10 protein-coding genes are annotated in these 14,272 nt (G+C 74.8%); 4 read left to right on the top strand and 6 right to left on the bottom strand.

Annotated elements, in window-relative coordinates; all coding sequences use genetic code 11:
• A complete protein-coding gene (locus Tsedi_RS05035; RefSeq protein ID WP_143894235.1) occupies positions 1 to 1,227 on the bottom strand; it encodes a DesA family fatty acid desaturase in 1,227 nt (408 codons plus the stop codon).
• Positions 1,228 to 1,452: 225 nt separating this feature from the next.
• Between Tsedi_RS05035 and Tsedi_RS05030 the strand changes: the two genes are divergently transcribed.
• The 3 genes from Tsedi_RS05030 to Tsedi_RS05020 are packed head-to-tail and all read left to right on the top strand — an operon-like array spanning position 1,453 to position 6,647.
• Positions 1,453 to 2,118 carry an SOS cell division inhibitor SulA gene (locus Tsedi_RS05030; protein ID WP_143894233.1) on the top strand — a complete coding sequence of 222 codons (666 nt, stop codon included), beginning with the start codon at positions 1,453 to 1,455 and terminating at the stop codon, positions 2,116 to 2,118.
• The gene (locus tag Tsedi_RS05025) at positions 2,115 to 3,404 is read left to right on the top strand and encodes a DNA polymerase Y subunit UmuC family protein (RefSeq protein WP_143894231.1); all 1,290 of its coding nucleotides are present in this window, start codon (positions 2,115 to 2,117) and stop codon (positions 3,402 to 3,404) included. The genes Tsedi_RS05030 and Tsedi_RS05025 overlap by 4 nt, the downstream gene beginning before the upstream one ends.
• A 6-nt stretch (positions 3,405 to 3,410) precedes the next feature.
• The gene (locus tag Tsedi_RS05020) at positions 3,411 to 6,647 is read left to right on the top strand and encodes an error-prone DNA polymerase (RefSeq protein ID WP_143894229.1); all 3,237 of its coding nucleotides are present in this window, start codon (positions 3,411 to 3,413) and stop codon (positions 6,645 to 6,647) included.
• Positions 6,648 to 6,676: 29 nt separating this feature from the next.
• Here Tsedi_RS05020 and lexA read toward each other — a convergent pair whose 3' ends face one another.
• From lexA to Tsedi_RS04995, 5 genes are all read right to left on the bottom strand, one after another.
• A complete protein-coding gene (lexA, locus tag Tsedi_RS05015) occupies positions 6,677 to 7,342 on the bottom strand; it encodes a transcriptional repressor LexA (RefSeq protein WP_143894227.1) in 666 nt (221 codons plus the stop codon).
• Positions 7,343 to 7,357: 15 nt separating this feature from the next.
• Positions 7,358 to 8,314: a ribosome biogenesis GTPase YlqF gene (ylqF, locus tag Tsedi_RS05010; RefSeq protein WP_143894225.1), complete on the bottom strand. Its 957-nt coding sequence runs from the start codon at positions 8,312 to 8,314 to the stop codon at positions 7,358 to 7,360.
• An 18-nt stretch (positions 8,315 to 8,332) separates the two neighbouring features.
• On the bottom strand, positions 8,333 to 9,031 hold the full coding sequence (locus Tsedi_RS05005) for an HAD family hydrolase (protein ID WP_143894223.1): 699 nt from the start codon (positions 9,029 to 9,031) through the stop codon (positions 8,333 to 8,335).
• A 168-nt stretch (positions 9,032 to 9,199) separates the two neighbouring features.
• Complete coding sequence (locus Tsedi_RS05000; protein ID WP_143894221.1) at positions 9,200 to 9,511, bottom strand: H-NS histone family protein; 312 nt, start codon at positions 9,509 to 9,511, stop codon at positions 9,200 to 9,202.
• A gap of 74 nt (positions 9,512 to 9,585) precedes the next feature.
• Positions 9,586 to 10,578, bottom strand: a complete 993-nt coding sequence (locus Tsedi_RS04995; protein ID WP_143894219.1) for an RluA family pseudouridine synthase — start codon at positions 10,576 to 10,578, stop codon at positions 9,586 to 9,588.
• Between the two features lie 592 nt (positions 10,579 to 11,170).
• Between Tsedi_RS04995 and Tsedi_RS04990 the strand changes: the two genes are divergently transcribed.
• Positions 11,171 to 14,245 carry an Rne/Rng family ribonuclease gene (locus Tsedi_RS04990; RefSeq protein WP_143894217.1) on the top strand — a complete coding sequence of 1,025 codons (3,075 nt, stop codon included), beginning with the start codon at positions 11,171 to 11,173 and terminating at the stop codon, positions 14,243 to 14,245.
• Positions 14,246 to 14,272 lie beyond the last annotated feature (27 nt).

Below are 14,272 nucleotides of genomic sequence, written 5' to 3'. Positions count from 1 at the left end.
TCAGCCGGCCACCGACGCCAGGCGCGCCGCGCGCAGGCGCTGGGCGAAGTCACGCAGCGCCTCCACGCCGCTGTGCTCGGCACGCTGGATCCAGGCCTGCAGCTCGCGCGCCATCTGCTCGCGCGACAGCGTCGCATCCGACCACAGGCGGCGCAGCTCCTCGCGCATCGCATGCATCGTCGCCAGCGTCGGCGCGCGGTTCAGCAGCTGCTGCAGCCGCTCGCGCACCGGCGCCGGCACCTTGTCGTCGTCGCGGTGCAGCCAGCGTCGCGCCAGCTTCAGCAGCGACTCGTCGCCCACCTGCGCGCGCAGCGTCGCCCACTCGGCGCGCATGGCCGCGCGCATCCCGCGTGCGTAGCGCGCCATCACCTCGTAGCGGTTGGCCACGATGGCCTCCAGCGTCTGCTCGTCCGGCACCGGCTTGACGTCGCCGAAGGCCAGCCGCGGCGGCACCTTCTTCGGCCGCGCCAGCCCCAGCGCCGCCAGCATGCGGATGTAGACCCAGCCGATGTCGAACTCGTACGGCTTGACCGAGAACTTGGCCGACGTCGGGAAGGTGTGGTGGTTGTTGTGTAGCTCCTCGCCGCCGATGATCACGCCCCACGGGAAGACGTTGGTGCTGGCGTCGGGCGCCTCGAAGTTGCGGTAGCCCCAGTAGTGGCCGATGCCGTTGATGACGCCGGCGGCCCAGAACGGGATCCAGGCCATCTGCACCGCCCACACCGCCAGGCCGGCCGCGCCGAACAGGGCGACGTCGACGATCAGCATCAGGCTCACCCCCAGGCGCGAATGGCGCGCGTAGAGGTGGCGCTCGATCCAGTCATCCGGCGTGCCGTGGCCGTAGCGGCGCAGCGTCTCCTCGTTCTTCGCCTCGGCGCGGTAGAGCTCCGCGCCCTCCCACAGCACCTTGCGGATGCCGAACACCTGCGGGCTGTGCGGATCGCCCTCCTGCTCGCACTTGGCATGGTGCTTGCGGTGGATGGCCGCCCACTCCTTGGTGACCATGCCGGTGGTCAGCCAGAGCCAGAAACGGAAGAAGTGCGCCACGGCCGGGTGCAGATCCAGCGCGCGGTGCGCCTGGTGACGGTGCAGATAGAGCGTGACGCTGACGATGGTGAGGTGCGTCAGCACCAGGGTGAACAGGACGATCTGCCACCACGAGGCGGCGGTCAGCCCCTGGGCCAGAAAAGCGAGAAAGGCGTCCCAGCCCGATTCGATGAGAGACATGCAAGACCTTTGCGAGAACGGGAACCACATGGCGGCCGATGCGGAGCGCATCCACTGCCACGTCTCCCATTGTAGGGGCGAACCACACCGCCGTGGGATGGATGCGGGCGCCCGACACGGCCGTCGGGCGGGCGGCGGCCACCGTTCAGGCGGATCGCGCCGCCGGCGGCCCCCTGCGTACGGCTGCCGACGGTGCCGTGAACTGTTTTTTTGTACAGTATTGGCATGGTCAACGCCCTGCCCCATCCCGACGTCTGGCGCGCCGATGCACTGGCCGGATGGCGCCAGCCCGTGGCGGCCAGCGGCTGGGACGCCCTGGACGCGGTGCTGCCCGGTGGCGGCTGGCCGCTGGGCGCGCTGGTCGAGCTCGTCACCGCTGCAGCCGCGCTGCCATGGCGGCTGCTGCTGCCGGCGCTGCGCGCGGCCAGCGCCCAGGGACAGGTGGCGCTGGTCGGGCTGCCGCTGCAGCCCAACGCGGCGGCGTGGGCGGCGCACGGCGTCGCGCCACAGCGCCTGTGGCAGGTGCAGACGCAGGCGCTGCACGAGACGCTGTGGTGCGCCGAGCAGCTGCTCGCCTGTCCCGAACTGGCGCTGTGCTGGCTGCACGCGCCGCACCTGGACATGGCCGCCAGCCGGCGGTTGCAGCAGGCCGCCAGCGCCGCGCGGCGCGGTGCCGCCCTGGAGGGCGGCGATGGCTGGCCGGCGCCGCTGGTGGTGCTGAGCCGCCCGCTGCCGTCCAGCGGCACCAGCGCGGCGCCGCTGCGGCTGCAGGTGGCGCCGGACGGCCCGGCGGCGCTGGCGGTACAGGTGCTCAAGCGCCGCGGCCCGCCGCTGGCGCGGACGCTGCGGCTGCCCGCCCCCTGGGCGTGGAGCGAGTGGAGCCACGCATGAGCGCGCACCCTGCCTCCCCGCACGACGAAGCGGCCGCCGCGGCGCTGTGGGTGGCCTGCCTGCCCAGTCGGCCGCAGCCTGCGCCGGTCGCCGCGGCGCTGGCCGCGTTCGCTCCGACGGTGGCCACGCTGGAAGACGGCTGGGTGGCCGAACTGACGCGTACGCAGCGCCTGTTCGGGGGCCGCGGCGCGCTGCTGCGGCGCCTGCTTGAGCGGCTGCGCGCGCTGGGCTGGGCGCGCCTGGGGGCGGCGCCGACGCCGCTGGCGGCACTGGCGCTGGCGCGCAGCACCCCGGCAGCGGGCGGACTGCGCCACGCCCTGCCGCCACGCTGGCCGGCGGCGCTGGATGCGCTGCCAGCCGCCACCCTCGGCGCCGCCGCCCGGCACGCCACCACGCTGCAGGCGCTGGGCCTGCGCACCCTGGGGGCGCTGCGCGCGCTCGCCGCGGAACTGGCGCCGCGCACCGAGCCGGCGCTGCCGCTGGCGCTGCGCCAGTGCTACGGGGAGGCTGCCCTGCCATTGGTGCCGTGGCAGCCCCCGGCGGCCTGGCAGCGCACGCTGGAGCTGCCCGCCCCCGCCACCGACGCCAGCGCGCTGGCCTTCGCGGCGCAACGGCTGCTCGGCGACCTGCTGGCCTGGCTGCGGACACGCCAGCTCGGGGTGTTGCGCTGGGCTCTGGACTGGTCCGACCACGAGCCGGGGCTGCTGCTGACGCACCGCGAGCCGGTGCAGGATGGCGCCCGGCTGCAGCGCCTGCTGCACGAGCGGCTGGCGCGGCTGACGCTGCCGCGCGCGGTGCAGCGGCTGACGCTGCGCACGCTGCTGCTGGCGCCGTGGCAACCGACGGCGGACTCGCTGCTGGCCGGCGCGGGCGCGGCGCCAGCCAGCGCGGTCGGCTGGGATGCGGTGCTGGAGCGCCTGACCGCACGGCTCGGACCGGCGCGCGTGCGGCGTCCCGGGCTGTACGCCGTCTGGCACCCGCACCAGGCCAGCGTCTGGGAGCCGGCGGCTGACACCGTCGTGGCCGCTGCGCCCGAGCTGGCCCCGGACGCCGCTTGGCAGCCGCCCTGGTGGCTGCCGCAGGCGCGGCCGCTGGCCACCGACGCGCGCGGCCGGCCGCTGCACGACGGACGACCGCTGCGCCGCCTGCACGGCCCGCTGCGGCTGCGGCACAGCGCCGACGGCACGGCGCAGCGGGCCTGCATCGCGCTGGACCCCCACGGCCAGCCGTGGTGGCTGGAACACAGCGCCGGCGGCCGCTGGCTGGCCGTCGGCGTTTACGCCTGACCTCCCATGGCCCGCCCGCGACAGCCGCGCCCGGCGGCCATCCCGCTCACCCTGTGGGCACAGAGCGCCTACTCGTTCGGCGAGTCGTGCGCGGCGCCGGAGGCGCTGGTGCAGCAGGCGCAGGCGCGCGGGCATGCGGCGCTGGCGCTGACCGACGCCTGCACGCTGGGCGGGGTGGTGCGCGCCCACGTGGCAGCACGGCGGCTCGGGTTGCCGCTCCTCGTCGGCGCCCACTGGCGGCTGCACCATCCGGTGCTGCCGGGCGGCGGCTTCACGCTGGTGGCGCTGGCGATGAACCGCGCCGGCCACGGCGCCATCAGCCACTGGATCAGCCGCCTGCGCCAGCGCAGCGCGGCGCTGCCGCCGGCACCGGCGGACCCGCGACGGCTGCCGCTGCACGCCAGCTGGGGGGAGGTGCCGCCACTGCCGGGCTGCGTCCTCATCGCGCTGCCGTGGAGCTGGGCGCTGCCGCTGGCGCCGCGCGCGGCGTGGCGGCTGGCGCTGGCCGGGCTGGCAGCCGAGCTGCGGCGGCGCTTCGGCACGCGCGTGTGGCTCGGCGCCAGCGCCGACGGCTGGCTGCACGATGAGGCGTGGATCGCGCTGCTGCGCGAGGCGGGCCGACGCAGCGGCCTGCCGGTGGCGGCGGTGCCCGAGGTGCGCATGGCCGAGCCCGGCGAGCAGGCGCTGCTGGACGTGCTGACCGCCACCCGGCTGCACCGCCCGCTGCAGGATTGCGGGCTGGCGCGGCAGCGCCACGGTGAGGCTCACCCGTGGACGGCGCAGCGCTGGCGGCGGCGCTACCCGGCGGCGCTGCGCGCCGAGGCGCACCGCATCGCGGCGCTGTGCCGCTTCCGGCTCGACGAGCTGCGCTACGAATACCCGCCCGAGGTCGTGCCGCCTGGCCGCACGCCGGCGCAGCACCTGCGCGCGCTCACCTTCGAAGGGGCGGCGCGGCGCTACCCGCACGGCATCCCGGAGGGCGTGCGGCAGCAGCTGGAGCGCGAGCTCGCCCTGATCGCCGAGCTGCGCTACGAAGCCTATTTCCTCACCGTGCACGACATCGTGCGCTTCGCGCGCGGCCGCGGCATCCTGTGCCAGGGGCGCGGCTCGGCGGCCAACTCGGTGGTGTGCTATTGCCTGGGCATCACCGAGGTCGATCCGGCGCGCAGCCAGCTGCTGTTCGAGCGCTTCATCAGCCGCGCGCGCGCCGAGCCGCCCGACATCGACGTCGATTTCGAGCACCAGCGCCGCGAGGAGGTCATCCAGTACCTCTACGCCCGCTACGGCCGCGCGCGCGCGGCGCTGGCGGCCAGCACGATCACCTGGCAGCCCGCCAGCGCGGTGCGCGCGGTGGGGCGGGCGCTGGCGATGCCCGAGCCGGCCATCGAGCGGCTGGCGCGCTGGTGCCGCCGCCGCGCGCCACAGGACCTGCCGCCGCAGGCGCTGCAGGAGGCGGGGCTGGACGCCGACGACGCGCGCGTGACGCGCTGGCTGGCGCTGGCGCAGGCGCTGCTGGACCTGCCGCGCCACCGCGGCCAGCACACCGGCGGCTTCGTGCTGGCGCGCCACTCCCTGACGCTGACGGTGCCGGTGGTGCCGGCGGCCATGCCCGGGCGCACCGTCGTCGAGTGGGACAAGGATGATCTGGAGGCGCTGGGCATGCTGAAGGTCGACGTGCTGGCACTGGGCATGCTGTCGGCGCTGCGCGGCGCGCTGCAGCTCGCCTCGCGCTGGCGGGGACGCACGCTGACGCTGGCCGACATCCCGGCGGATGACGCCGCCACCTGGGCCATGATCCAGCGCGCCGACACGGTGGGCGTGTTCCAGATCGAAAGCCGCGCGCAAATGAGCATGCTGCCGCGGCTGCGCCCGGCGTGCTTCTACGACCTGGTGGTGCAGGTGGCCATCGTGCGTCCGGGGCCGATCCAGGGCGGCATGGTGCACCCCTACCTGGCCGCGCGGGCGCGCCAGCGCCGCGGCCTGCCGCCGCAGCTGCCGCACCCGGACCTCGCGCCGGCGCTGCAGCGCACGCTGGGCGTGCCGATCTTCCAGGAGCAGGTGATGCAGGTGGCCATGATCGCGGCGGGTTTCAGCGCCGGGGAGGCCGACGCGCTGCGCCGCGCCATGGGCGCCTGGCGGCGCAAGGGGGGGCTGGCGCCATTCGAGGACCGGCTGCGCGCCGGCATGGCCGCGCGCGGCTACCCGGCCGACTTCGTCGAGCGCCTGGTGCGGCAGATTCGCGGCTTTGGCGACTACGGCTTTCCGGAAAGCCATGCGGCCAGCTTCGCCCTGCTGGCCTGGGCCAGCGCCTGGCTGAAATGCCACGAACCGGCGGCGTTTCTGGCCGCGCTGCTCAACGCCCAGCCGATGGGTTTTTACGCCCCGGCGCAGCTGGTGCAGGACGCACGCCGCCACGGCGTCGAGGTGCGCCCGGTGGACGTGACGCGAAGCGACTGGGACTGCACGCTGGAGCCGCCGTCCGACCCCGCCGCGGGCCAGCCGGCGGTGCGCCTGGGCCTGCGGCTGGTGCATGGGCTGGGCGAGCCGGCGGCGCGGCGGCTGGTGGCGGCGCGCGCGCAGCGCGCCTTCCTCGACCTGGACGACTTGGCCACGCGCGCGCGGCTGACGCGCACGCAGCTGCGCGCGCTGGCGCAGGCCGATGCGCTGCAGGCGCTGGCCGGATCGCGCCGCCGGCAATGGTGGCAGGCCAGCGCCTGGCAGCCGCCGCTGGCGCTGGCCGAAGGCGTGCGCGCCGAGGCTTCGAGCCCGGCAGCGTCACGCCTCGCCGAGGCCCCACCGGCCCTGCCCGCCGCCACGCTGGCCGAGGAAGTCTGGGCCGACTACGCGGCGCTGGGTCTGTCGCTGCGCGCGCACCCGCTGGCGCTGCTGCGCGCGCGGCTGCCCCCCGATGGCCGTCGCGCCGCCGAGCTGCCCAACCTGGCCAGCGGCCGGCGGCTGCGCGTCGCGGGTCTGGTGACCGCGCGCCAGCGCCCGGCCACCGCGCGCGGCACGCTGTTCCTGACGCTGGAGGACGAGACTGGCAGCGTGCAGGTGATCGTGCGCGCCGCGCTGGCCGAGCGCACCGAGGCGGTGTGGCGCAGTGGCCGGCTGCTCATCGTCGAAGGCCGCTGGCAGCGCCTGGGCGCGCCGCCGCACGCGGCGGGGCACCTGGTGGCCTGGCGGCTGGCGCAGGCCGATGCGCTGCTGCACGGTCTGCGCCCCGCCAGCCACGATTTCCACTGAACGTCGCCCCACGGGCGCAGCCCGCCCGGTCAACCCCAACCGTGCGGGCGCAGCAGGCCGACCACCACGCCCTCGATGACCAGCGGCTCACCCGGCGCCACGACGAGGTCGGAAAAATCCGGGTTGGCCGCCTGCAGGCGCCAGCCGGCGCCGTCGCGCTGCAGCCGCTTGACGGTGACGTCGTCGCCGAGCCGCGCCACCACGATCTGGCCGGGGCGCGCCTCGCGTCCGGCCTGCACCGCCACCAGGTCGCCGTCGTGGATGCCGGCGTCGCGCATCGACCAGCCGCGCACGCGCAGCAGGTAGTCGGGCCGGCGCGCGAACCAGCGCGCATCGGCCGGGTAGACCGCCTCGACGTGCTCCTGCGCCAGGATCGGCGAGCCGGCCGCCACCCGCCCCACCAGCGGCAGCTGCAGCAGCTCGGCCGGCTCCTCGCCGCGCAGCCGGATGCCGCGCGCGCGGCCGTCGCGCAGCTCCAGCACGCCCTTGCGCTCCAGGGCGCGCAGATGCACCTCGGCGGCGTTGGGCGAGCGAAAGCCGAACGCGCGCGCGATTTCGGCGCGCGTCGGCGGCACGCCCTGCGCCTGCACGCAGCGCCGCACGTAGGCCAGCACCTCGCGCTGGCGCGCGGTCAGGCCGTCGGCGTCGCGCTGGCGCGCGCGGGTCGGCCGCGGCAAAGCCTCTTCACCCGCCATGCCCGCACTGTAGCATCAGGGCCCGGCATCCGTCGCGGGAGCCTGCCGGCGCCCCCCGCGGCGCGCGGCGCGCTCGGCCTGGCGCCGGGCCTCGGCGGCGCGTGCCGCCGCCATCCACGCCTCGAACGCCTCCGGCGTCTCCAGCGTCAAGCGCCCCAGCGCCCCGGCACGGAAGTCGGCCAGCACCACCTCGCCAGCCTTGTGGGGATCCACCTGCCCGCCCGGCAGCAGCGCGCCGCGGCGCCGGCCGATGGCCGCCAGCAGCGCGTGCGCCGGCTGCGCGGCCAGCTCCGCCGCCGTGCCCGGCAGGCGGTAGCGCGCCAGCAGGCGCTCGGGGTGCTCGGCCTGCAGCAGCGCCAGCAGCGCCAGCGCCACCTCCTCCTCGTCGTAGGCGTTGCGGCCGATGGCCCCGCTGGCCGCGAGCCGCCAGCCGCTTTCCGGCGCCAGGATCTTGGGCCACAGCAGGCCCGGCGTGTCGTACAGGTAGACGTCATCGGCCAGCGCCACGCGCTGCTCGTGACGCGTCACGCCCGGCTCGTCGGCCGCCTTGGCGACCCGGCGACCGATCAGGGTGTTCATCAGCGTGGATTTGCCGACGTTGGGGATGCCGGCGATGAGCACGCGCAGCGGCTTGGCCATGCCGCCGCGCTGCGGCGCCAGGCGCCGGCACTCCTGCACCAGCAGGCGCGCCGGCCCCGGCATCTGCGCGTGCAGCGCGATGGCGCGCGTGGCCTGCTGGGCGCCGTAGTGCGCCAGCCAGCACGCGGTGCGCTGCGGGTCGGCCAGGTCCTCCTTGTTGAGCACCTTCAGCGTGGGCTTGCCGGCCGTCAGCTCGGCCAGCAGCGGATTGGCGCTGGAGCCGGGCAGGCGCGCATCCAGCAGCTCGATGACGACGTCGATGGTCTTGAGCCGCTCGCGCAACGCCTTGACGGTGGCGTGCATGTGCCCGGGAAACCACTGGATGCTGGACATCGCGGCTTGTTCCGGATCTCAGGCGTGGGCGCGCAGCCAGGCGTGCAGCTCGGCCACCGAGCGCGCCACCGTCAGCGGCGCGTGCGCCAGCAGCTCGTCGTGCGCGTGCGCGCCGTAGTTGACCGCCACGGCCGCGCAGCCGGCGTTGCGCGCCAGCTGCAGGTCGTGCGTGGTGTCACCGACCATCAGCGTGCGCTCGGGCGGCACCTCCAGCGCCTCCATCAGCTCCAGCAGCATCTGCGGGTGCGGCTTGCTGGCGGTCTCGTCGGCGGTGCGGGTGTCGTCGAACAGGCCGTGCAGCTGCACCGAGCGCAGCGCCGCGTCCAGCCCGCGGCGGCTCTTGCCCGTGGCCACCGCCAGACGGTGGCCGCGCGCACGCAGCTCGTGCAGCATCGGCAGCACGCCGTCGAACAGCGTGACCTCGTGCTGGCGCGCGAACCAGTGGAACTGGTAGCGCCGCACCAGCTCCGCGTGCCGCTCGGGGGGCACCTCCGGCGCCGCGTGCGCCAGCGCCTGCGCCAGCCCCATGCCGATCACCCAGGCGGCGCGCTCGCGCGGCGGCTCCACGCCGCCGACGTCGCGCACCGCGGCCTGGATGCATTGCACGATCAGCGCCGTGGAATCGAACAGCGTGCCATCCCAGTCGAACACGATGAGATCGAAACGGCCGGGCGAATGCACCGCCTGCCCACACCCGATGGCATTTCCTGAGGACATGACCCTGTCACCCCCGCCCGAGGGATCCCGCCGCCACCGGCAGGTTCCCGCAGACGGCGAAATGAAAAAATCGAAAGGCGCCCGAGGCGCCTGCTGGACCATCCGCGCAGCGCCACCGTGGCGCTGCCGATCACGCGCGGGGGCGCACCGCCGCGCCCCGCTGCCGCATTACGAGGCGATGCGGTATTGCTCGATGTCGCCGCCGGCCTCCAGGATCGCGCGCACCCAGCCCGGCTTGCGCCCCGGCCCACCGGACCACGTCTCACCATTGGGCCCGCGGTATTTCGGCGCGGCCTTGGAACGGGCACTGCGACGCTTGCCGCCGCGCGCCGTGCCGGCCAACTCCTCGACCGTGATGTCGTATTCCTTCATCTTGGCGCGGATGTCGGCGATGACGCCGGCGCGCTCCTGTTGGCGGACCTGTTCGGCCTGACGCAGCAGGGCTTCGGCCTGGGCTTTGAGTTCGGCGTAGGTGGCCATGATCGACGTTCCTGGTTGAATGGGTGAAGGATTGAGACGACTGCAACGTCCGGGACGATCCGGATCGCTCGATTCTATTCCAAAAGCCGTGCCACGTCACCCCAGTTGCGCAATTCCGCCGGCAACGGCGCCTCCAGCGCCAGCGTCCGGTCCTCGGCCGGATGACGGATCGTCAATCGCCAGGCATGCAGGAACATGCGCCCAAGGCCGCAACGCGCCAACGCCCGGTTCCAGGCGAAATCGCCGTATTTGTCGTCGCCGGCGATCGGATGGCCGGCGTGCGCCAGGTGCACCCGGATCTGGTGCGTGCGTCCGGTCTTGATCGTGACCTCCAGCAGCGAGGCGACCGCATCGGCCGGCGCGGCGCAGGCTGGCGGCGGCGCGACCGTCCCGCGCAGGCGCACCAGCGACAGCGCCCGCTGGCCCTGCGGATCGTCGGGCGCCACCACGCGCACGCGCCGCTCGCCATCGGGCAGCAGGTAGCGCTGCAGCGGCACGTCGATGACCTTGCGCCGGGCCGGCCAAGCACCGCGCACCAGCGCCAGGTAGGTCTTGCCGGTGCTGCGCTGGCGGAACTGGTCCTGCAGAGCCTTGAGCGCGCTGCGCTTCTTGGCCACCAGCAGCACGCCGCTGGTCTCGCGGTCCAGCCGGTGCACCAGCTCCAGCAGCGGCGCCTGCGGGCGCGCCCGGCGCAGCTGCTCGATGACGCCGTGGGCCACGCCGCTGCCGCCGTGCACCGCCACCCCGGCGGGCTTGTCCAGCGCCAGCAGCCAGTCGTCCTCGTACAGCACCTCGAACGCCCGCGCGGGCACGTGCACGGCCGCCTGCCCGGCCGCCGGCGCCGGCGCCAGCCGCAGCGGCGGCACGCGCACCACGTCGCCCGCCGCCAGACGTGTCTCGGCGCGCGCGCGCGCCTTGTTGACGCGCACCTCGCCGCTGCGGATGATGCGGTAGATCAGCGACTTGGGCGCTCCCTTGAGGACACGCACGAGGAAGTTGTCGAGGCGCTGACCGGCCGTCTCGGCGTCGACCGTCAGGTGGCGCACGGTGGGTTGGTCGGCGCTCATGCGGCTGCGATCATCGGAAGGCTTTCCGGAACAACGGGTATCGGCCGGCCTGCGCCGCACGCGGCGCGCCGGTATAATCGGGGCGTCTGCCCGGTGGCACTCCGGGCAACCGTGCAAGGGCAGCGAGTGTACGCCACGCGGCCCCGGATGGTCCGGCAGACGAGATCGGCCGAACGTCCGCCCGTGCGCGACGCCGGAGGCGGAGGTGGTCCGGGCCGCAGCGAAGCCCCCACCCGCCGCACCGTCGCCACCGGCGGATGGACCGTCGCCTTTTGCAGCGAACCCGTACGGAATACCCAAACATGCAGCCGCCCCCGAGGGCGGTCGCGGCTGCATGCGGACACCCAGTGACCATCGCGACGCGCGCCCCGTGAAGCCTTTGCCCGGCCCGTCCACCCTGTTCACCGTGCTCCACGCGCCCACGCCCGGGTGCGTCAGCCGCGCCCTGCCCCGCCGCCGGCGGGGCATCGCCTGACGCCTGCCCCGCGGCTCTCCGGCAATTCCCAGTCGTTCGCTCGATCGGCTCCGGTTCACGGCTGCCTGCGCCCGTTCCACGGGCGCCGTCGACATCGAGAAAGAACGGAACGACACCATGAAACGCATGCTGATCAACGCCACGCAGGCCGAGGAGCGCCGGCTGGCGATCGTCGATGGGCAAAAACTGCTCGACTACGAAGTCGAGATCGAGGGACGCGAGCAGCGCAAGGGCAACATTTACAAGGCCGTGGTGACGCGCGTGGAGCCGTCGCTGGAGGCGTGCTTCGTCGATTACGGCGAGGACCGCCACGGCTTCCTGCCGTTCAAGGAAATCTCCAAGCAGTACTTCCAGGGCAACGTGCCGCCGTCGCAGGCGCGCATCCAGGACGTCATCAGGGAAGGCCAGGAACTGCTGGTGCAGGTGGAAAAGGAGGAGCGCGGCAACAAGGGCGCGGCGCTGACCACCTTCATCAGCCTGGCGGGCCGCTACGTGGTGCTGATGCCGAACAATCCGCGCGGCGGCGGCGTCAGCCGGCGCATCGAGGGCGAGGACCGCGCCGAATTGAAGGCGACGCTCGACAAGCTGGAATATCCCAGCGGCATGTCCATCATCGCGCGCACCGCCGGCATCGGGCGCGAGGCCGCCGAGCTGCAGTGGGACCTGAACTACCTGCTCAAGCTCTGGAACGCGATCGAAAGCGCGGCCAAGGCGCTGTCCAAGCCGGAGCTGATCTATCAGGAATCGACGCTGGTCATCCGCGCGATCCGCGACTATTTCAACAGCGACATCGGCGAGATCCTGATCGACACCGACGACATCTATGAGCAGGCGCGCGGCTTCATGTCGCACGTGATGCCGGAGTACGTCAACCGCGTCAAGCGCTACCGCGACAACGCGCCGCTGTTCTCGCGCTTCCAGATCGAGCACCAGATCGAGACCGCCTACAGCCGCACGGTGACGCTGCCGTCGGGCGGCGCGATCGTGATCGACCAGACCGAGGCGCTGGTGGCCATCGACGTCAACTCGGCGCGCGCGATCAAGGGCGGCGACATCGAGGAGACCGCGCTGCGCACCAACCTGGAGGCCGCCGACGAGGTGGCGCGCCAGGCGCGGCTGCGCGACCTCGGCGGGCTGATCGTGATCGACTTCATCGACATGGAGGACAGCAAGAACCGCCGCGAGGTCGAGAACCGCCTGCGCGAGGCGCTCAAGCAGGACCGCGCGCGCGTGCAGTTCGCGCCGATCAGCAAGTTCGGCCTGCTGGAGATGAGCCGCCAGCGCCTGCGTCCGACGCTGTCGGAGGGCGCCTCCATCCCCTGCCCGCGCTGCGGCGGCTCCGGCCACATCCGCGACACCGAGTCGTCGGCGCTGCAGATCCTGCGCGTGATCCAGGAAGAGTCGCTCAAGGACAACACCGCCGCCGTGCTGGTGCAGGTGCCGGTGGACGTGGCCAGCTTCCTGCTCAACGAAAAGCGCGTCGAGATCACCAAGATCGAGCTCAAGCAGCGCATCAGCGTGCTGCTGGTGCCGAACAAGTCGCTGGAGACGCCGAACTACAAGCTGGAGCGCTTGAAGCACGACGACCCGCGCCTGGACAACCTGGACGCCAGCTACAAGCTGGCCGACATCGTCGAGGACGTGGCGCTGGTGACGCGGCGCAGCCAGGAGCGCACCAACCGGCAGGAGCCGATCATCAAGGGGGTGCTGCCCGACACGCCCGCCCCGGTGAGCGCGGCGCGCGCCACCGAAGCCCCCGAGGCGGCCGCCGCCCCGGTCGCGCCGCCGGCTCCCGTGCCTCCGGCGGCGCCGGCACCGATCGCCGCAGCGGCGGTCACGGAGAAGGGCTTCTTCGCGTGGCTGCGCCGGCTGTTCGGGCTGCAGGCCGCAGCACCCGCCCCGCGCGCCACGCCGGCGGCCACCCCGACCGCTGCAGCCCCGGCGGCAGGCAGCGCCCCCGGCGGCGGCGAGGGGCGCCGGGGCAACCGCAACCGCCGCGGCCGCAACGGCGAGCGCGGCGCGGCCCGCACGGAGCGCAGCGGCGAGCCCGGCTCCGTCGGCGCGCCGCGCCCGGCGCGCGAGGAACGCCCGGCACGCCCCCCACGTCCCGAAACGGGCGCCGCCAGCGCGACCCCCGAGACCGCCGCGGCCGTGACCGCCGGCGACACCGCCGTCCCGCAGCCGGGTGGACGCGAGCGGGGCGAGCGGGGCGAGCGGCGCCGAGAACGGCCCGCCCGCCCATCGGCGCCGGAGACGCCACGGCCTGAGCCCACGCCGACCGAGACGGCGCCGGCGCAGCTGCCGTCGGCCGCCGCGGAGCAGCCGGCCGACGGCGTGGCCGCCGAAGCTCCGGCGCGCCCGCGCGGCGAACGGCGTCGCCGCGGCCGCCGCGGCCGCGGCGAGGCAGGCGCCGAGACCGCCGCCCCCGGAGCCCCGGCCGCGGAAGCCGGGCCGTCTGCGGAAGCGGCGGGTGAGCCCCGCCCCGCCGAGGTGGCGCCGCAGGGCGACGCGCCGCCCCCCGCACCGGCGGATGACGCCGCGGCCGGCGGCGAGCGTGAGCGCCGCCCGCGTGAACGCTACGGGCGCGAACGCAGCCGCGAGCGCCGCGGCGAGGCCGAAGCCCCTGCGGCCGGCGACGGGACGAACGTGACGGCCACGGCCCCCACGCCTCCCGCGGCCGAGGATGGACAGCCGGCGCGCCGCTCGTACTTCGACCTGACGCCTGCCGCGCCGCCGGCGGCTGCGGTGGCCGAACCGGTGGCTCCGGCGGCCATCGCGGCGACGGCGGAAACGGCAGCCGAACCGACGGCGGCCGTCACGCCGCCGGCGCCTGCCCCCGAGGCCGCGCCGCAGACCGCCGCCCCATCGGCGCCGGTGGCCTCCCCCTCCCCGGCGGCGAGCGCGCCCACGCCGGCTACCGCCGCGGCCACCTCCGCGCCCGGCGCAGGCGCGGCCGGCTTCGAGCTGCCGGTGGACGAGCTGGCACGGCTGGCACAGGCCGCCGGACTCGAATGGGTCCAGTCCGACCCGCAGCGCGTGGCCGCTGCGCAGGCCGCCATCGCCGCCGAGCCGCCGCCGGTGCATGTGCCGCGCCAGCGGCCGGCACCGCCCGAAGCGCAGGAGGGGCCGCTGGTGCTGGTCGAGACCAAGCGCGACCTGCGCACGATGCGCTTCCCGTTCGATGGCGCCTGACGGCCCCGTGGCGGGGCTTGACGCAGG

This window comes from Tepidimonas sediminis (assembly GCF_007556605.1).
GTDB lineage: Bacteria > Pseudomonadota > Gammaproteobacteria > Burkholderiales > Burkholderiaceae_C > Tepidimonas > Tepidimonas sediminis.
The sequence above is the reverse complement of the archived record's forward strand: the minus strand, read 5'-3'. Positions and strand labels throughout refer to the sequence as shown.